The organism is Lentzea sp. NPDC059081 (genome assembly GCF_042738015.1).
GTDB lineage: Bacteria > Actinomycetota > Actinomycetes > Mycobacteriales > Pseudonocardiaceae > Lentzea.
The window spans coordinates 319,405-337,473 of sequence record NZ_JBHYGW010000005.1 but is presented as its reverse complement, the minus strand read 5'-3'; the positions used below and the strand labels follow the sequence as shown (position 1 = coordinate 337,473).

Genomic DNA, 18,069 nt, shown 5'->3' with positions numbered 1-18,069 from the left:
TCCGCGGTTTCAGGCTGCCAAGAGTGAACGTTCACAACTGCCGCGTCAAGGCCTTGCCCGTAACGAAGTCGCAGTCCTATGTTAACGCTCACTTCCGAGCGGGGGAGGGAAATCGTGCTGCGTCTGCACGCACTGGTGCGCGCCGTTTTCGTGGCGAGTCCGTCGTTCGTCGGTCGCGTGTCGGGGGTGGCTGCCGGGACTGATGTCTCGTGCCGCGACCACCTGACGTCGTGGATGAGGTGCGGCACCGCGGCCGGTCGTAGGTCTGTCGCTTGTGGACGCTTCGGCGACGGCCGCGCGGCGAGGTCCGTCCACGTTCGAGGACCGTCCGCGACTCCACTGGTGCGCTCCGCGTCGGTCTCGCGCGGGAGAACAGAGGTTTCGTGGTGTCCGGAGCCACGTGACGACCGCGACGCGCTGACGTTCCACATTCCGTCTCGAATGAGTGGACAATGAGCACTGCATCGATGCCGACCTGGTGTTATCGCTAACATCAGGTCGGCAGATCAAGGATCGGAGACCGCTAGTGGAGAAGACCTCGCGTGACCCCGCGATGACCGATGTCGCACGACTCGCCGGGGTGTCGCACCAGACGGTCTCGCGTGTGCTCAACAACCACCCGAACGTCCGCGAGCAGACCCGGCTGCGGGTGCAGGCGGCCATCAAGGAGCTGGACTACCGGCCCAACCGGGCGGCGCGCGCGCTCGTGACGGGCAAGACCCAGCTGATCGGCGTGGTGGCGCAGAACTCGACGCTGTACGGCCCCGCGTCGCTGCTGTCGGCCTTCGAGGAGGCGGCGGCCGAGGCCGGGTTCGCGGTCAGCGTGGGCAGGGTGAAGGTGCTCGACCGCGCGTCCATCTCCGCCGCCGTCGAACGGCACCGCGACCAGCGCGTGGCCGGCATCGTGGTGATCGCCCCGACGTCCTCCGCCGCCGACGCGCTGGCCGACGTGCCGGCCGGTGTGCCGCTGGTGACGGTCGACGGCGACCCGGACCGCCCGACCCCGCTCGTCACGGTCGACCAGGCCGCGGGCGCCTGGGAGGCCACCATGCACCTGCTCCAGGCCGGCCACGAGACCGTGTGGCACGTGTCGGGCCCCGCCGACTGGTTCGACGCGGCGGGTCGCGTGGAGGGCTGGCGCCGCGCCCTGGAGGCCGCGCACGCCGAGGTCCCGCCGGTCGTGACGGCCGACTGGAGCGCCGCCGCCGGCTACCGGGCCGGCCAGATGCTGGCCAGGATGCCCGAGGTCACGGCCGTGTTCTGCTCGAACGACCACCTCGCCCTCGGCCTGCTGCGGGCGATGAGCGAACGGGGCAGGCGCGTCCCGCACGACCTCAGCGTGGTCGGCTTCGACGACGTGCCGGAGGCGGCGTACTTCATCCCCCCGCTGACCACCGTGCGCCCGGACTTCGCCGCCGTGGCCAGGGAGACGCTCGGCCTGTTGTTGCAGCAGGTCAGCGACGGCGGAACGACGGCGCCACGCCGTGCCGTCGAGCCGATGCTGGTGAAGCGCGGCAGCGTGGCGCCGCCGCCGAGGTAGCCGGCTCGGAGGCGACGCGGATTGGTCGTCGGCGGGTGAGAGGCGCGGCAGTGACGGCACGTGGTGGCGCGTGCGGCGCCTCGGACTGCGCACCCGCTGCCTCGGGCTCCCCCTCCACGGCGCCGCCCGGTGGCTTGTCCTATGTCTCGACCTTGGTGCTCGCGACGCCGCCCGGTGGCCTGTCCCGCGTCTCGACCTCCGGGCTCGTGACGGCGCCCGCCGACCTGTCCAGCGCTTGGAGCTCCGCGTCCTCGGCGGCGGCCGGCGGCCCTTCCCGCGGCTCGGACTCCACGTCGCGCGACGGCGCCCGCCGACCCTTCCCGCGGCGCGGACTCCACGTCCCGCGACGGCGCCCGCCGACCCGCCCAGCGCCTCGAACTCCGCGCCCACCACCACATCCCGATCGCCGCTCCGCGCTTTGTCGTGCGCTCACGTCGTTCACCATTTGGTGCTCTCGCTGCGAAATCACGTTACATCGCGTTCATCTTGACTCCCTGATTGTTAGCGATAACACTCAGCCTCGTGACTGACATGACGATCGACCGCGACGCGTGTGTGGTGGGTGTCGACTTCGGCACGTTGTCCGGTCGCGCCGTGGTCGTGCGCGTCCGCGACGGCGCGGAGCTCGGCACCGCCGTGCACGACTACCGCCACGGCGTCGTGGACCAGGTGCTGCCCGCCACCGGCCGGCCGTTGCCGCCGGAGTGGGCGCTGCAGGTCCCGGCCGACTACGTGGACGTCCTGCGCACCGCCGTCCCGCAGGCCGTCGAGGCGGCCGGGATCTCGGCGGAGCAGGTGATCGGCATCGGGACCGACTTCACCGCCTGCACGATGGTGCCGGTCACCGCGGACGGCACGCCGCTGTGCGAGCTGCCCGAGTTCGCGGAGAACCCGCACGCCTACGTCAAGCTGTGGCGCCACCACGCCGCGCAGCCGCAGGCCGACCGGATCAACGAGCTGGCCCGGCAGCGCAGCGAGCCGTGGCTCGCGCGCTACGGCGGGCTGATCTCGTCGGAGTGGGAGTTCGCCAAGGGTCTGCAGGTGCTGGAGGAGGCACCCGAGGTCTACGCGGCGATGGAGCACTGGGTCGAGGCCGCGGACTGGATCATCTGGCAGCTCGCCGGCACCTACACGCGCAACGCGTGCACCGCCGGGTACAAGGGGATCCACCAGGACGGCGCGTACCCGAGCGCGGAGTTCCTCAAGGACCTCAACCCGGAGTTCGGGACCTTCGTCGCGGACAAGCTCGACCACCCGCTGTCCCCGCTCGGCGGCAAGGCCGGTGAGCTCACCGCGCAGGCCGCGGAGTGGACCGGGCTCAGGCAGGGCATCGCGGTCGCGGTCGGCAACGTCGACGCGCACGTCACCGCGCCCGCCGCGCGGGCCGTCGAGCCCGGCCAGATGGTCGCGATCATGGGCACCTCCACCTGCCACGTCATGAGCGGCGAGGCGCTGCGCGACGTGCCGGGCATGTGCGGCGTCGTCGACGGCGGCATCGTGCCGGGGCTGTGGGGGTACGAGGCGGGGCAGAGCGGCGTCGGCGACATCTTCGCGTGGTTCCTGCGCAACCAGGTGCCGCCCGTCTACCACGAGCAGGCGGCCGAGCGCGGCATCGGCGTGCACGAGCTGCTCAGCGAGCTCGCCGCGGGCCAGGAGGTCGGCGAGCACGGGCTCGTCGCGCTGGACTGGCACAGCGGCAACAGGTCCGTGCTCGTCGACCACGAACTGTCCGGTGTGGTCGTCGGCCAGACGCTCGCCACGAAGGCCGAGGACATCTACCGCGCTTTGCTGGAAGCCACGGCGTTCGGCACGCGCGTCATCGTCGACGCCTTCACCGACGCGGGCGTGCCGGTGACCGAGCTGATCATCGCCGGCGGGCTGCTCAAGAACCCGTTGCTGATGCAGATCTACGCCGACGTGGTGAACCTGCCGCTGTCGGTGATCGGGTCGGCGCAGGGACCGGCGCTGGGTTCCGCGATGCACGCCGCGGTGGCCGCCGGTGCGCACGCCGACATCCGCGCGGCGGCCGCCGCGATGGGGTCGGTGCGCCGCGACGCGTTCACGCCGATCGCGAAGAACGTCGAGGCGTACCAACGGCTCTTCGACGACTACCTGGAGCTGCACGACTACTTCGGCCGCGGCGCCAACGACGTCATGCACCGGCTGCGCGGCTACCGGCGCGACGCCCTGGAGGGGAAGAGCTGATGTCCGCCACGACGGAGCTGCGCCGCACGGTCGCCGAGCTCCACCGCGAGCTGACCCGCTACGAGCTGGTGACCTGGACGGCCGGCAACGTGTCGGCGCGCGTGCCCGGCCAGGACCTGATGGTGATCAAGCCGTCCGGCGTGTCCTACGACGAGCTCGGCCCGCACGCGATGGTCGTGACCGACCTGCACGGCGAGCTCGTCGAGGGCGAGCTCGCGCCGTCCTCCGACACCGCCGCGCACGCCTACGTGTACCGGCACATGCCGGACGTCGGCGGTGTCGTGCACACGCATTCCCCTTACGCCACGGCATGGGCGGCGCGCGGCGAGCCCATCCCGTGCGTGCTCACCATGATCGCGGACGAGTTCGGCGGGGACATCCCGGTCGGGCCGTTCGCGCTGATCGGCGACGACTCGATCGGCAGGGGGATCGTGGAGACCCTGGCCACCAGCAGGTCGAAGGCTGTGCTGATGCGCAACCACGGCCCGTTCACGGTCGGCACGACCGCCCGCGCGGCGGTGAAGGCCGCCGTCCTGGTGGAGGACGTCGCCCGCACCGTCCACTTCGCACTCCAGCTCGGCAAGCCGGAAGTGATCGCACAAGAGCACGTCGACCGGCTTTACGAGCGCTACCAGAACGTCTACGGCCAGTGAGCCCAGAAGGAGAGCACATGGCGGACAAGCCCCAGATCTGGTTCCTCACCGGCAGCCAGCACCTCTACGGCCCCGAGACGCTGGACCAGGTCGCGGCGCAGTCCCAGCAGATCGCGCGGATGCTGTCCGACTCCGGCCGGATCAGCGCGGAGATCGTGTGGAAACCGGTGCTGACCGACTCCGGCGCCATCCGCGGGGTCATGCAGCAGGCGAACAACGACCCGTCGTGCGTCGGCGTCATCGCGTGGATGCACACGTTCTCGCCGGCGAAGATGTGGATCACCGGGCTCGACCTGCTGCGCAAACCGTTGCTGCACCTGCACACGCAGCTCAACGAGGCGCTGCCGTGGTCCACCATCGACATGGACTTCATGAACCTCAACCAGGCCGCGCACGGCGACCGCGAGTTCGCCTACGTGCAGACCAGGATCGGGGTGGCGCGCAAGACGGTGGCCGGGCACGCCAGTGATCCCGTGGTGGCCGAGCGGATCGACGGGTGGGCGCGCGCCGCCGCCGGCACCGCGCACCTGCGGAACCTGCGCCTGGCCCGGTTCGGCGACAACATGCGCGACGTCGCCGTGACCGAGGGCGACAAGGTCGAGGCGGAGTTGCGGTTCGGCGTCTCGGTGAACACCTACGGCGTCAACGACCTGGTGGCTGTCGTCGACGCGGTGCCGGACGCCGACATCGACCTGCTCGTCGCCGACTACGCCGAGACCTACCGGCTGGCCGCGGAGCTGGCGCGCGGGGGAGAGCGGCACGACTCGCTGCGCTACGCCGCCCGCATCGAGATCGGCCTGCGGTCGTTCCTCGACGACGGCGGGTTCGGGGCGTTCACCACGAACTTCCAGGACCTCGGCGGGCTGCGGCAGCTGCCGGGCCTCGCGGTGCAGCGGCTGATGGCCGACGGCTACGGCTTCGGCGGCGAGGGCGACTGGAAGACCTCGGCGTTGCTGGCCGCCGTGAAGGCGATGGGCACGGGAACCGGCCGCGGCACGTCGTTCATGGAGGACTACACCTACCACTTCGGGCCGGGCGAGCCGAAGATCCTCGGCGCGCACATGCTGGAGGTGTGCCCGACGATCGCCGCGGACCAGCCGTCGTGCGAGATCCACCCGCTCGGCATCGGCGACCGCGAGGACCCGGTGCGGCTGGTGTTCGACGCCGCTCCCGGCCCCGCCGTGACGATCGGTCTCGCGGACCTCGGCGACCGCTTCCGCCTGGTGGCCAACGAGGTCACCGTCGTGCCGCCGGACGAGCCGCTGCCGAAGCTGCCCGTCGCGCGGGCGGTGTGGAAGCCGGCGCCGTCGCTCTCGACGTCCGCGGAGTGCTGGCTCACCGCGGGCGGGCCGCACCACACGGTCATGACGCAGGCCGTCGGCGCCGAGGTGCTGCGGGACTTCGCCCAGATGGCCGCGACCGAGCTCGTGCTCATCGACGCGGAGACGACTCCGGCGTCGTTCTTCGACCGGCTGCGCTGGAACGCCGCCTACCACCGGCTGGCGACCGGCCTCGTCTGACGCGACGGGCCACCACCTGGCGACGGGGGTGGAGCACATCGGGAGGTCCCGCTGGACGGGGTCCCGGTGGGCTCCACCCCCGCTCGCGTCGAACAACGGCGGGCAGAGCACAGCTGCCCTCCGCGCGGGAAGACGACGGGGCCGTCGCCGCCTCTCCTGCTCGCCGGCGCGGTCTCGCGGGCGCGCCGGGAACCTCGCAAGGATGCCAGGTGCTGTGAACGCTCACAAGTGGTTGAACCCGTCACATTCCAGGGCCGTATTCCTCGTGTGCCGGCACCCAACGTCCCCCACTCGTGAGGTTCGCCCATGTCGAAAGCGCATGCACGACCGCAACGCGGCAAGCGGGTACTGGTCGCCGGAGTCGCGGTCGCCGCGACACTGACCGCGGTGACCGCCGCCGTCGCCCTCGCCGGCGGCGAGGAGGTGACCGGCTCGATCGTCTGCCCGCGCCCGGTGGTCCCCGAAGTCCCCGCCGCGGCGCAGGCCGAGGTCCAGCGCGAGCTCGCGAACCTGGACAAGCAGATCGCCGAGGCGAACGAACGGCTGCGCACCTCCGCCGGTGAGGGTGGGCCGAACTTCGTGCAGAACGCCATCCTCGGGCCGCTGGCGAGCAAGCGCGTCGCCGCGCTGAACCGCATCGAGACCGCGATCGGCAGGGTCGCCGCCAAGCCGGAGGGCCTGGAGAGGTTCGCGAACTGCGGACTTGGTGAGGCACCCGCCGTCTCGGCACCCCCGGCCACGTCGTCGCAGGCCTCCCCGACCGGGGCTCCGGCGGCGGGAGGCGCCATCGCGTGCCCGGCGCCCGTGGTGGGCTCCGTGCCGGCGGCCGCGCGGGCCGAGGTCGACCGCGAGCTCGCGAACCTGGACAGGCAGCTCGCCGAGGCGAACGAACGGCTGCGCACCTCCGCGGGCCAGGGCGGCCCGAACTTCGTGCAGAACGCGATCCTGGGCCCGCTGGCGAGCAAGCGCGGTGCCGCGCTGGACCGGATCGCGATCGCCATCGGCCGCGTCCAGGCCCGGCCTCAGGGACTCGAGCGCTTCGCCACCTGTTCGCTGAAGTAACTCTCCTCGGGGTTCGAGCGGTCAGACCCCCGCCCTCGCGGCGGGGCGAGCGTTTCGGGAAAGGGGTCCTGCCGGACGGTTCGCGCCACCGTCCGGCAGGACCTCGGCGCGTCGGCGGATCGTCGGCGGATGTTAGCGCGAACATGGCTCGGTGGAGTGGTCACGCGCTGTCCCGCACGACGAGCGTGGACGGGTAGAACGTGGCACCGCCGGTGTCGCGCCGGTCGAGCACGGAGATCGCCGCCGCCGTGGCGATCTCCTCCACCGGGTGCGTGCTGGTGGTGAGCGCGGGGCGGACGAGGCCCGCGAACGCGATGTCGTCGAACCCGGCGACCGCGACGTCGCCCGGCACCTGCAGGCCGAGCACGCGCAGTCCGTCGAGGACACCCAGCGCGGTGAGGTCGCTGAGCGCGAACACCGCGTCGGTGTCGGGCCACCGCGCCATGATCTCGATGGCGGCCTCGGTCCCGCGCCTGGCCGTGAAGTCGCCGGGCACGACCCGCGCCTCGCCGCCGCTGTCGTGCAGCACCCGCCGGTACGCCTCGACGGCGCGGTCACCACAGGGCAGCCACGACGGGCCGGTGACCATCGCGATCCGGCGCCTGCCCGAGCGCACCAGGTGCCGCACGACCCCGTCCGTGCCGGAGCGGTTGTCGACGTCGAAGGACGGCACGTGCCGCGCGCCGACGCCGACCGCGGCCACCCGCCCGCGCAGCTCGCGCGGCACCGTCTCGAGCGCAGGCCGCGTCGGGTTCACCACCACCAGGCCCCCGAGGCCGCGCCCGTCGGCGAGGCGGGCGAGTGAGCCGGGGTCGTTCAGGGGTAGCCAGTGCAATGAGACGCCGACCTCGCGCTCGGCGGCGACGTGCGCCGCCGACGTCAGCACGCGGCCGACGTACGGGTCGTCGAGCACGGCCGCCGTGTGCCCGATGACGGCGATGGCGAGGCGCGTACCCGTACGGGTGACCAACGCGCGCGCAGACGCGTCCGGCACGTAGCCGAGCGCCGTCACCGCCGCGGTTACCCTGTCGCGTGACTTCTGCGATGCCGGTCCTTGTCCCGTGACGACACGTGAGGCGGTGGCCCGGGACACGCCCGCGGCCCGGGCCACGTCGTCCAGCGTGGCGGTGTGTTCCGTCATCTCAGCAGTATTGCGGTGGAAGCGCTTCCATGTGTGGGGTAAGTACTTCGTGTATCGAGAAAGGAGGACCAGGATGTCGGTCACGGTGCCGCGCAACCAGGTTCGAGCCGCCGCGGCGGGCGTGGCGGTCACCTTCGGGCTCAACGGGGTCGCCGTCGCGACCTGGTTCGCCCGGGTCCCCGCTGCCCGCGACGCGCTCGGCCTCACGCCGGGTGCCTTGGGCCTCCTGCTGTTGTCCATGTCGGTCGGCGCCTGCCTCGCGATGCTCACCGCGGGCGAGGTGACGCACCGCCTCCGCCCCAAGCTGACGGTCTCCGTCTCGGCCGTGACGGTCGCCATCGGCCTGGCCGTCGCGGGCGTCGGCATCGGCGCGTACCCGTCGCCGCTGCTGACCGCGATCGGCATCTTCACGCTCGGCTACGGCTCCGGCCTGTGCGACGTGGCGATGAACGTGGAGGCCGCCGAGGTCGAACGCGTCATCGGCAAGACCGTGATGCCGCGCTTCCACGCGATGTGGAGCCTGGGCACCGTGGCGGCGGCCGGCATGGCCTCCTTCGCCGCGTGGGCCGTGCTGCCCGTGACCGCACACCTCGCCGTGGTGGCCCTGGTAGTCGCTGGCGGCACGCTGGTGGCGGCGCGCACGTACCGGTTCGCGGCCGAGGCGGAACACGGCAAGGGCAGCGGCGTCCTGGCGGCGTGGCGCGAGCCGCGCACGTTGCTGATCGGCCTGCTCGTGCTGGTGTTGGCGTTCACAGAGGGCACCGCGAACGACTGGGTGGCGGTGGCGTTCATCGACGGCCACGCGTTCGACCCGGCGCTGGGCGCCCTGGTGTTCGGCGTGTTCGTGACGACCATGACGTTCGGCCGCATCTTCGGCACGATCCTGCTGGACCGCTGGGGCCGCGTGCCGGCGATCGCGCTCTCGATGGTGCTGGCCGCGGCCGGAGTCGCGGTGGCGGTGTTCGCACCCTCGTCCGCGCTGGCCGTCGTGGGCGTCGGCGTGTGGGGTCTCGGGACCGCGCTGGGCTTCCCGGTCGGCATGAGCGCCGCGGCCGACGACCCCGCCCGTGCCGCGGCTCGGGTGTCCGTGGTCGCGGTCATCGGCTACACGGCGTTCCTGGCCGGGCCGCCGTTGGTCGGGTTCCTGGGGAACGAGGTGGGGGTGCTGCGGGCGTTGCTGATCGTGCCGCTGCTGTTGTTGCCGGCTTTGGCGCTCGTGCCGATGCTGCGGCCGATCAAGGTCGAGTAACCGGTCCGGGCGTGCTCACGGGTTCGTCGTGAGCACGCCCGGAATTCGACAGCGCGTCTTTTACTCCGTGAACATCGTGTACGAGCGCATTTCGCCGAACCGCCCCGCCGCCAGGTCCTCGGCGCTGATCAGGAAACACCCGTAGTACACATCGCTCTGCGTGTAGAACTGGGCGAGGTTCACCCATTCCCGGACCAGCCGGTCCTCCTCCTCGTGCAGCCGGCGGAACCTTTCCTCCCGCGGCAGGTCGAGGTACGGCTCTGGCGCGTTGCGGAGGGTGTCGTCGGCCATCTGCGTCCACGGCCCGTCGGAGCTGCCGACCTCGCTCACGTAGCCGCCGAAGCGCAGGGCGGAGCCTCGGCTGGGGGACGGCCAGAGCTCGTCCACCAGCTCGCACAGCTGGTCGACGTGCTCGAGCTCGGCGAGCAGCTGCTTCACGTCTGCGGTCTCGAACTCGGCGTCGCGGTCCTCGAGCCACTCCGGCAGGTCGGGGTGGACCCAGGCGGAGATCCGTTCCTCGGGGATGACGAACGGGATCTCCTCGCAGAACATCGACAGGTCGTGGCCGGGCGGCAGGTCGGCCACCGTCGTCTCCGTGCCCGCCGGGACGTGCAGGACCCGTGCGTACTCGGACGCGCCTTCGTGGGGCTGGCCCTCCATGTCCTCCTCGTGGTGCAGGAAGAAGAGCAGCGTCCCGTCCTCCGGCAGCGGCAGGCCGTCGACCCTGGGGAGGGCCGCGCAGTCGACGGACCCGATGAACGGCAACGGGTAGCTGTCGGCCCTCGGCCACTCCAGGCCGGCCGGTAACCGGGGAAGTCCTCCCAGCTGTCCTGCCTCGGTGTCGTCCGCGCCTGCCTTGCCGGTCCAGATCGCGAACCGGAGCTGCCCGGTGAACCTGTCGATCTCGCCGGCCGGAATGCCCCGGTCGGTCGCCGCGCGGCGGAACTCTTCGTAGCGGTCCATGGCGGAGCATGATCGCAGAACGCGGGAAGCGCTCTCCCGACCCCCTGCGCACAATTGCATCATCCGCTGATCCAGTTCGCGAAGAATTCGACCGCATTCGACTCGAATGGTCGTCGAATACCGGCGCCGCTCGTCGAATGAATTCACTTCGTTGACGCACGACGGACGCTGTCGTAATACTCGTTTCACGATCGTGGACGGTGTTCAAGAATGTGAATCCTTTCTGAAGGGTATCCCGTCATGCGGCTTTTCGTTGGCGCGCTGGTTCTGGCCTGCGCGGGAACCGGGGTGGTCCCGGCGCACGCCGTTCCCGACCCGGCCCGGCAGGTGCTGCGGGCAGGGGACGGCTGGGCTTCCGAGGGTCAGGGGACGACCGGGGGTGCGCACGCGCCGGCCGGGCACGTGCACGAGGTGCGCACGAGGGCCGAGCTGGTCGCGGCGCTGGCCTCGCCGGGGCCGCGGATCATCAAGGTCAGGGGCGTCATCGACGCCAACACCGGGCCCGACGGGACGCCGTTGCGGTGTGAGGACTACGCGACCGACGGGTACACGCTCGCGGGGTACCTGGCGGCGTACGACCCGGCTGTCTGGGGGTGGGAGCGCGAGCCCGAGGGGCCGGTGGAGCAGGCGCGCGTGGCGTCCGCGAAGAGGCAGGAAGCGGTCATCGGGCTGACCGTCCAGGCCGACACGACGATCATCGGGGTCGGCAGGGGCGCGGGGATCACCGGCGGCAGCCTGCGCATCCACGGCACGAGCAATGTGATCGTGCGCAACCTGACCTTCCGCGACACGCGTGACTGCTTCCCGCAGTGGGACCCGACGGACACCAGCCCCGGTGCGCCGCCCGGCAACTGGAACTCGCTCTACGACTCGGTGTCGGTGCAGCGCTCGGACCACGTGTGGGTGGACCACAGCACGTTCACCGACGAGCCGAACGTCGACAGCACCCAACCGCTCCACTTCGGACGGCCCTACCAGGTGCACGACGGGCAGCTCGACATCACCAACGGCGCCGATCTGATCACCGTGTCGCACAACGTCTTCGCCGAGCACGGCAAGACCATGCTGATCGGGTCGTCGAACTCGTCCACGACCGATCCCGGCAAGCTCAGGGTGAGCGTTCACCACAACGTGTTCCGCAACGTCCAGGAACGAGCGCCGCGCGTGCGGTTCGGGCAGGTGCACGTCTACAACAACCTCTACGAGGGCACGCAGACGTACAGCTGGGGCGTCGGCGTCCAGTCGCGGATCTACGCGCAGAACAACTTCGTCAAGGGCATCGCACCCGAGAAGGTCGTCTACAACTGGGGCGGCACGGCGCTCACCGACGTCGGCAACCTCGTCGACGGCGTGCCGACGAGCCTCGTGAACGCTCACAACGCCGCCAACCCGGCCAAGCAGCTCGGCACGGACGCCGGGTGGACGCCGACGCTCGACCGCGGCCTCGAACCGGCGCACCGGATCAGGCACCTGAAGGCGGGCGCGGAACCGGCCGGGCACCACCTCGTGGTGGGCCAGGGGTTCTCCACCGTGCAGGCCGCCATCGACGCGGCGCCGGCGAACGGCGTGGTCACGCTGCCGAAGGGCACCTACCGCGAGGTCGTGACAGTCCCGGCGGTCAAGCAGAACCTGACGATCCGAGGCGCCACCGGACGGGCGGAGGACGTCGTCATCGAGTTCGACAACGCCAGCGGCACGAGGAAACCCGACGGCTCCACGTACGGGACGACGGGCAGCGCCACGGCGACGATCGCGGCCGACGGGTTCACCGCGAAGGACCTCACCTTCCGCAACTCCTTCGACCGCGCGAAGCACCCGGAGATCACCGCGACCCAGGCCGTCGCCGTCAAGGCCACCGGCGACCGGATGCTCTTCGACCGCGTCCGGTTCGAGGGCCACCAGGACACCCTGTACGCCGACACCGCGGCCACCACGACGCGCGCCCGCCAGTACTACCGGGACTGCGCCGTCACCGGCGACGTCGACTTCCTCTTCGGCAGGGCCACGGCCGTCTTCGAACGGGCGACGATCACCGCCCTGAGCAGGAACCAGGACCCCAACGGGTACGTCACCGCCGCGAGCACCCGCAGCGACAACCCGCACGGGTTCCTGGTCGTCGACTCGGTGATCCGCAGCGACGCGCCGCGCGGCACCTTCTTCCTCGGCAGGCCCTGGCACCCCGGTGGCGACCCCGACGCCGTCGCCGGGGTCGTCATCCGCGACACCGAGCTGCTCGCGGCGGTCAAGGCGCAGCCGTGGACGGACATGTCCGGGTTTCCCTGGCGCGGCGCGAGGTTCGCGGAGTACCGCAACACCGGACCCGGCGCGGGCGTGAACGCCGACCGCCCGCAGCTCACCGACGCCGAGGCGGGGAACCACACCAGGGCCGCCTACCTGAGCGGGTGGAACCCGGCGTGAGGACCCGCACCTGGGCGCCCTACGCCCTGATCGCCCCGACGCTCGCGCTGATGGCCGTCTTCCTGGTCTACCCGATCGCGAGCGTCGGCTGGTTCAGCCTCCGCCAGCACACCGTCACGCAGCCTTGGAAGAACGGCTTCATCGGCCTCGAGAACTTCCGCCGGATGCTGTTCGAGGACCAGCTCTTCTGGCAGAGCCTCGCCTTCAGCGCGAAGTGGGTGGTCGTCGAGGTCGGCCTGCAACTGGTGCTCGGGCTGGTCCTCGCGCTGATCGTGAACGAGACGTTCGTCGGCCGCGCGGTGGCCCGGTCGCTGGTGTTCTCGCCGTGGGCGGTCTCCGGCGTGCTCACGACCGGCATCTGGATCCTGCTCTACAACCCGTCGACGGGGATCTTCCAGCAGCTCGCGCAGTGGGGGATCGGCGATCCCGGCACGTCGGTGCTCGGCGACCCGGCGACCGTCTTCCCCGCGACCGTCGTCACCGAGCTGTGGCGCGGGGTGCCGTTCTTCGCGATCCTCCTGCTCGCCGACCTGCAGACCATCCCGAACGACCTGTACGAGGCCGCGAGCGTCGACGGCGCGGGACGGTGGCGGCGCTTCGTGAGCGTGACGCTTCCGCACCTGCGCGACGCCATCGTGCTGTCGACGTTGCTCAGGGCGGTGTGGGAGTTCAACAACGTCGACCTCATCTACACCCTCACCGGTGGCGGGCCGGCGAACCAGACCACCACGCTGCCGCTCTACGTGGCGCGCAAGGCCGTCGACTCGCACGACTTCGGCTACGGCTCGGCGCTCACCATGGCCGGCTTCGCGGTCCTGCTGTTCTTCTCGATCCTCTACCTGAGGCTGTCCAAGTTCGGGAGCCGGGCATGACCCAGACCCTCGTGAGGCCGCGGACCCCGGTCGAGCCGCCGCGCACACCGCCGAAGCGCAAGAGGCACCGCGACCCCGGCCGGTTCGTCCGGCTGCACCTGCCGCTGGCGCTCTACCTGGTGTTCACGCTCATCCCGTTCTACTGGATGGTGGTGTTCGCCCTGAGGCCGGCGGGGGAGACCGCGCTCGTGCCGTGGCCGGTCACGTTCGAGCACTTCGACACCGTGTGGAACGGCATCGGGTTCGGGCTCTTCTTCCGCAACAGCCTGGTCATCGCGCTCGGCACGCTCGTCGTCGTCACGGTGTTCGCGCTCATGGGCGGGTACGCGCTGGCGCGCTTCCGGTTCCGCGGGCAGCGGGTCTTCCTGCTCGCGCTGCTGTGCACGCAGTTCGTGCCCGGCGCGATGCTGCTGATCCCGCTGTTCGTGATCTTCAAGTCCGCCGGTCTGCTCAACAGCCTGACCGGTCTGGTGGTCGCGGACACGGCGTTCCAGCTGCCGCTGGCGCTGATCCTGATGAGCGGGTTCGTGCGCAACGTGCCGGTGGAGCTCGAAGAGGCCGCGATGGTCGACGGGTGCACGCGGCTGCGCGCGTTCTTCGCGGTGACGCTGCCGCAGCTGCGCCCGGCACTGGTCGCGGTCGGGTCGTTCGCGTTCATCGGTGCCTGGAACAACTTCCTGTTCGCGCTGATGTTCGCGAGCAGGCAGGACAAGTTCACGTTGCCGGTCGGGCTGAGCTACGCGCTGGGCGAGTTCAACACCGACTTCGGCGCGCTCGCGGCCGGCGGTGTCGTCGCCGCGGTGCCGGTCGTGCTGGTTTTCGCCGTGGTGCAACGGTTCCTGGTGCAGGGACTGAGCGCCGGAGCCGTCAAGGGATGAGGAGTGGGATGAAACGACTGCTGGTCGCGCTCGCACTGGTGGTGAGCGGCTGTTCGGCCGCGCAGGGCGGCCCGACGACGATCACGTTCTGGGACAACAACGGCGGCCCCGGCCGCACCCCGATCTACCAGGAGCTGATCAAGAGGTTCGAGGCGGCGAACCCGGACGTGAAAGTGGAGTACGTCGGCATCCCCAGCGCGTCCGTGCAGCAGAAGTACGACACCGCCATCGCCGGCGGGTCCACTCCGGACGTCGGCGGCGTCACTACCTCCTACCTCGCGCACCTCGTCGGCCAGGACGCCCTGGAGCCGGCCGACGAACGGCTGGAGGCAGGGTCGCTCAAGGGGAAGCTGATCCCCGGCCTGCTGGAGACCGTCCGGCAGACCGCGCCCGACGGCAAGCTCTACGCCGTTCCCGCGTCCGGCAACCTCGACGTCATCTGGTACCGCGCGGACTGGTTCGAGGAGAACAAGATCCGGGAACCGTCCACCTGGGACGATCTGGCCAAGGCGGCGACGACGCTCACCAAACCGGCGGAGAACAGGTACGGCTTCACGATCCGCGGCGGCGCCGGCTCGATCTTCCAGCTGCTGTCCGAGGCCTACTCCTACTCGGGCGTCGAGAAGTTCTACGACGGCGGCAGGAGCACGGTCGCGGACCCGCGCAACGCCGAGCTCGTCCGCAAGGTGGCCGAGCTGTACAAGAAGGCCACCCCGGAAGCGGACGTGAACAACAACTACACGCAGATGGTCGCCCAGTTCACCGGCGGCTCGGTGGCGATGATGCACCACAACCTCGGCTCGACGGGCGACGTCATGAAGGCGCTGGGACCGGAGAAGGTCAGCGCGATGCCGTTGCCGAAGGGCCCGTCGGGCAAGCGGACCGTGGTGCCGAACCCGACCGACGGGTTCGCGGTCTTCAAGGGGAGCAAGAACCGCGACGCGGCCTGGAAGTTCGTCGACTTCCTGGTCTCCGCGGAGAGCAACGGCTACTGGAACGAGAAGGTCGGCCAGATCCCCGCCAACACCGAGGTGCGCGGCGCCGAGTGGATCCAGCGCAACGCCGCCGTGAAGATGGCGCTCGGCGTGCTGGAGGACCCGGCCACGGTGCTCGTCCCGGCACCGGTCCACCTGCCCGAGTACTCGTCGATCACCAAGACCGACACCGAACCGCTCTACCAGAAGGTGCTGCTCGGCCAGCTGCCCGCGCAGGAGTTCCTCGACCGGCTCGCGGCCAGGCTCACCGCCGCCCAGCAGGACTGGGAGAAGCGGAAGTGATCGAACGAGTCGCGGTGCGCACGTTCACCACGACCGCGTGCACCTCGGTCGACGCCGAGGGCCACCGGCACCCGTCGCCCGAGCACGAGATCACCGAGGCACTGCTGGAGATCACCGACACCGACGGCGTCACCGGCTACTGCGCCGTCCAGCCCGACCAGCTCCGGCCCGCGGTGCTCGACAAGCACGTGCGGCCGGTGCTGGCGGGACAGGACCCGTGGGACCGGGAACGGCTGTGGCGCCTGCTCGCCCGACGGCAGCGCGGTGCGCACGGCGGGTTCACCGACCGCGCGCTCGGGTTCGTCGACGCGGCGTTGTGGGACCTGGTGGCGCGCAAGGCGGAGCTACCGGCCTGGAAGCTCGCCGGCGGTGCCCGCGACCGGATCCCGGCCTACGCCAGCACGATGTGCGGCGACGCGGACGGGCTCGCGACACCGGGCGACTACGCCGACTTCGCGAAGCACCTCGTGTCGGTGGGCTACCGGGCGGTCAAGCTGCACACCTGGATGCCCCCGGTGCCCGGCGCGCCGAGCGTCGCCAGGGACGTCGAGGCGTGCCGGGCCGTGCGGGACGCGGTGGGACCGGACGTCGCGCTGATGCTCGACGCGAGCCACTGGTACTCGCGGACCGAGGCGTTGCGGCTCGGCAGGGCGTTGCAGGAGCTGGACTTCCACTGGTTCGAGGAACCGATGGAGGAGGCGTCCGTCAGCTCGTACCGGTGGCTCGCGGCACAGCTGGACATCCCGGTGATCGGCCCGGAGGTGGCGTGGGGCAAGCACCACACCCGTGCCGAGTGGATCACGTCCGGCGCGTGCGACATCCTGCGCGCCGGCCCGGCGGGCAGCGGCGGCATCTCCCCGGTGCTCAAGACCGTGCACCTCGCCGAGGCGTTCGGCATGGACTGCGAGATCCACGGCGACGGGTCGGCGAGCCTCACCGTGCTCGGCGCGACGGACGCGGGCCGGTGGTACGAACGCGGTCTGCTGCACCCGCACGTCGACTACGACCGGACACCGCCGCACCGCAACGCCATCGCCGACCCGCTGGACGAGAACGGGAACGTGGCGTTGCCGACGACACCCGGCATCGGTGACGACTGGAACTTCGAGCACATCGGAGTTCACACTCTCGAACAGTGGTGAGAAATGCCCCGGCCGCCGGTCGGGGCATTTCCGCGGGCAGCACTGCCGTCGAACCTCCGAACAGGCGATTCGTGCTGCCCGGAAATACTGAGCAAATCAATTCAAAGCAGGATTTCGATCGTTCGACTCGAATATCTTCGAACCGGTTGACCGAGCTGTTTACGGCTGGTTTCGTGGGATCTACCGCCGCTCACGAATTGGGAGCGTGAAATGATTCCAAAGCGTGCAGCACTGATTTCCGCGGCCGCGCTGTTCCTCGGCGCGGTGGCACTTCCCCAGGCGACCGCCGCACCGTTCGGGCTGGTCGGCTGGGCCACGCAGGGAGGGGGCACGACGGGAGGCGGCAGCGCCACGCCGATCACCGTCACCTCCGCGTCGGCGTTCGCCGACGCGGCCAAGTCGTCGAGCGCGGCGGTGATCCGGGTCTCCGGCACGATCTCGCTGTCGAGCATGACGAAGGTCGCGTCGAACAAGACCATCGAGGGCGTCGGGTCGAGCTCGGCGATCACCGGCCAGGGCCTGAACATCGCGAACGCCTCGAACGTCATCGTCCGCAACCTGAGCTTCCGCAACTGGGGCGACGACGCGATCAACGTCCAGTACTCCACCCGCGTGTGGATCGACCACAACAGCTTCTCCAACGGCTACGACGGCGCCGTCGACGTCAAGCGGGCCTCGGACTACGTCACGGTGTCCTGGAACAAGTTCTCCAGCCACAACAAGACGATGCTCCTGGGTCACAGCGACGACAACGGGTCGGAGGACCGCGGCAAGCTCCGGGTGACCTACCACCACAACTGGTTCGACGGGACGCAGCAGCGCCACCCGCGCGTGCGGTTCGGCAACCCGGTGCACGTCTACAACAACTATTACGGCGGTGTGACCTCCTACGGCGTCGCGTCGACCGTCGAGGCCGGGGTCCTGGTCGAGGGCAACTACTTCGAGAACACCGGGGACCCGTTCCACCGCGGTGAGGGCAGTTCACCCGGTGGGTCGCTCGTGGCGCGGAACAACCACTTCGTCAACTCTGGAACGGGCGACCAGGGCGGTTCGGTGAAGAGCCTTCCCTACTCGTACCCGCTCGACAGCGCGAACACGGTGAAGAGCGTGGTCACGGCCGGTGCGGGAGCCGGTCGCGGCTGATCTGGC

At 70.6% G+C, this 18,069-nt stretch carries 15 protein-coding genes; 12 read left to right on the top strand and 3 right to left on the bottom strand.

Translation table 11 applies throughout. The features are described from left to right. Positions 1-553: 553 nt before the first annotated feature. Complete coding sequence (locus ACFWV3_RS14640) at positions 554-1,540, top strand: LacI family DNA-binding transcriptional regulator (protein ID WP_382411816.1); 987 nt, start codon at positions 554-556, stop codon at positions 1,538-1,540. A 139-nt stretch (positions 1,541-1,679) separates the two neighbouring features. Here ACFWV3_RS14640 and ACFWV3_RS14635 read toward each other — a convergent pair whose 3' ends face one another. Then, entirely contained in the window at positions 1,680-1,832 is a 153-nt protein-coding gene (locus ACFWV3_RS14635) for a hypothetical protein (RefSeq protein ID WP_382411635.1), read from the bottom strand. Positions 1,833-2,071: 239 nt separating this feature from the next. Between ACFWV3_RS14635 and araB the strand changes: the two genes are divergently transcribed. From araB to ACFWV3_RS14615, 4 genes are all read left to right on the top strand, one after another. Then, the gene (gene araB / locus ACFWV3_RS14630) at positions 2,072-3,745 is read left to right on the top strand and encodes a ribulokinase (protein ID WP_382411815.1); all 1,674 of its coding nucleotides are present in this window, start codon (positions 2,072-2,074) and stop codon (positions 3,743-3,745) included. Beyond that, a complete protein-coding gene (locus tag ACFWV3_RS14625) occupies positions 3,745-4,398 on the top strand; it encodes an L-ribulose-5-phosphate 4-epimerase (protein WP_382411634.1) in 654 nt (217 codons plus the stop codon). The genes araB and ACFWV3_RS14625 overlap by 1 nt, the downstream gene beginning before the upstream one ends. A 17-nt stretch (positions 4,399-4,415) precedes the next feature. Next, positions 4,416-5,918: an L-arabinose isomerase gene (gene araA / locus ACFWV3_RS14620; protein ID WP_382411632.1), complete on the top strand. Its 1,503-nt coding sequence runs from the start codon at positions 4,416-4,418 to the stop codon at positions 5,916-5,918. Positions 5,919-6,224: 306 nt separating this feature from the next. Next, positions 6,225-6,980: a hypothetical protein gene (locus ACFWV3_RS14615; RefSeq protein ID WP_382411630.1), complete on the top strand. Its 756-nt coding sequence runs from the start codon at positions 6,225-6,227 to the stop codon at positions 6,978-6,980. Positions 6,981-7,140: 160 nt separating this feature from the next. Here the strand turns inward: ACFWV3_RS14615 and ACFWV3_RS14610 are convergent, their stop codons facing one another. Continuing rightward, a complete protein-coding gene (locus ACFWV3_RS14610; RefSeq protein WP_382411628.1) occupies positions 7,141-8,121 on the bottom strand; it encodes a LacI family DNA-binding transcriptional regulator in 981 nt (326 codons plus the stop codon). A 73-nt stretch (positions 8,122-8,194) separates the two neighbouring features. On the opposite strand from ACFWV3_RS14610, the gene ACFWV3_RS14605 reads away from it, so the two are divergent. Then, entirely contained in the window at positions 8,195-9,370 is a 1,176-nt protein-coding gene (locus ACFWV3_RS14605; protein WP_382411626.1) for an MFS transporter, read from the top strand. 60 nt (positions 9,371-9,430) lie between these two features. Here ACFWV3_RS14605 and ACFWV3_RS14600 read toward each other — a convergent pair whose 3' ends face one another. Further along, the gene (locus ACFWV3_RS14600) at positions 9,431-10,333 is read right to left on the bottom strand and encodes a DUF1963 domain-containing protein (protein WP_382411625.1); all 903 of its coding nucleotides are present in this window, start codon (positions 10,331-10,333) and stop codon (positions 9,431-9,433) included. Positions 10,334-10,573: 240 nt separating this feature from the next. On the opposite strand from ACFWV3_RS14600, the gene ACFWV3_RS14595 reads away from it, so the two are divergent. From ACFWV3_RS14595 to ACFWV3_RS14570, 6 genes are all read left to right on the top strand, one after another. Then, positions 10,574-12,751: a pectinesterase family protein gene (locus ACFWV3_RS14595; RefSeq protein WP_382411624.1), complete on the top strand. Its 2,178-nt coding sequence runs from the start codon at positions 10,574-10,576 to the stop codon at positions 12,749-12,751. Continuing rightward, positions 12,748-13,623 carry a carbohydrate ABC transporter permease gene (locus ACFWV3_RS14590; RefSeq protein ID WP_382411623.1) on the top strand — a complete coding sequence of 292 codons (876 nt, stop codon included), beginning with the start codon at positions 12,748-12,750 and terminating at the stop codon, positions 13,621-13,623. The genes ACFWV3_RS14595 and ACFWV3_RS14590 overlap by 4 nt, the downstream gene beginning before the upstream one ends. Beyond that, positions 13,620-14,501, top strand: coding sequence for a carbohydrate ABC transporter permease (locus ACFWV3_RS14585; RefSeq protein WP_382411622.1), 882 nt, complete (start codon positions 13,620-13,622; stop codon positions 14,499-14,501). Before ACFWV3_RS14590 ends, ACFWV3_RS14585 begins: the two co-directional genes overlap by 4 nt. Before the next feature lie 8 nt (positions 14,502-14,509). After that, a complete protein-coding gene (locus ACFWV3_RS14580) occupies positions 14,510-15,778 on the top strand; it encodes an ABC transporter substrate-binding protein (RefSeq protein ID WP_382411621.1) in 1,269 nt (422 codons plus the stop codon). Further along, positions 15,775-16,920 (top strand): enolase C-terminal domain-like protein, encoded by a 1,146-nt coding sequence (locus ACFWV3_RS14575; protein WP_382411620.1) that lies wholly within the window; start codon positions 15,775-15,777, stop codon positions 16,918-16,920. The genes ACFWV3_RS14580 and ACFWV3_RS14575 overlap by 4 nt, the downstream gene beginning before the upstream one ends. 210 nt (positions 16,921-17,130) lie before the next feature. Then, positions 17,131-18,063, top strand: a complete 933-nt coding sequence (locus tag ACFWV3_RS14570) for a polysaccharide lyase family 1 protein (protein WP_382411619.1) — start codon at positions 17,131-17,133, stop codon at positions 18,061-18,063. Positions 18,064-18,069: the final 6 nt, after the last annotated feature.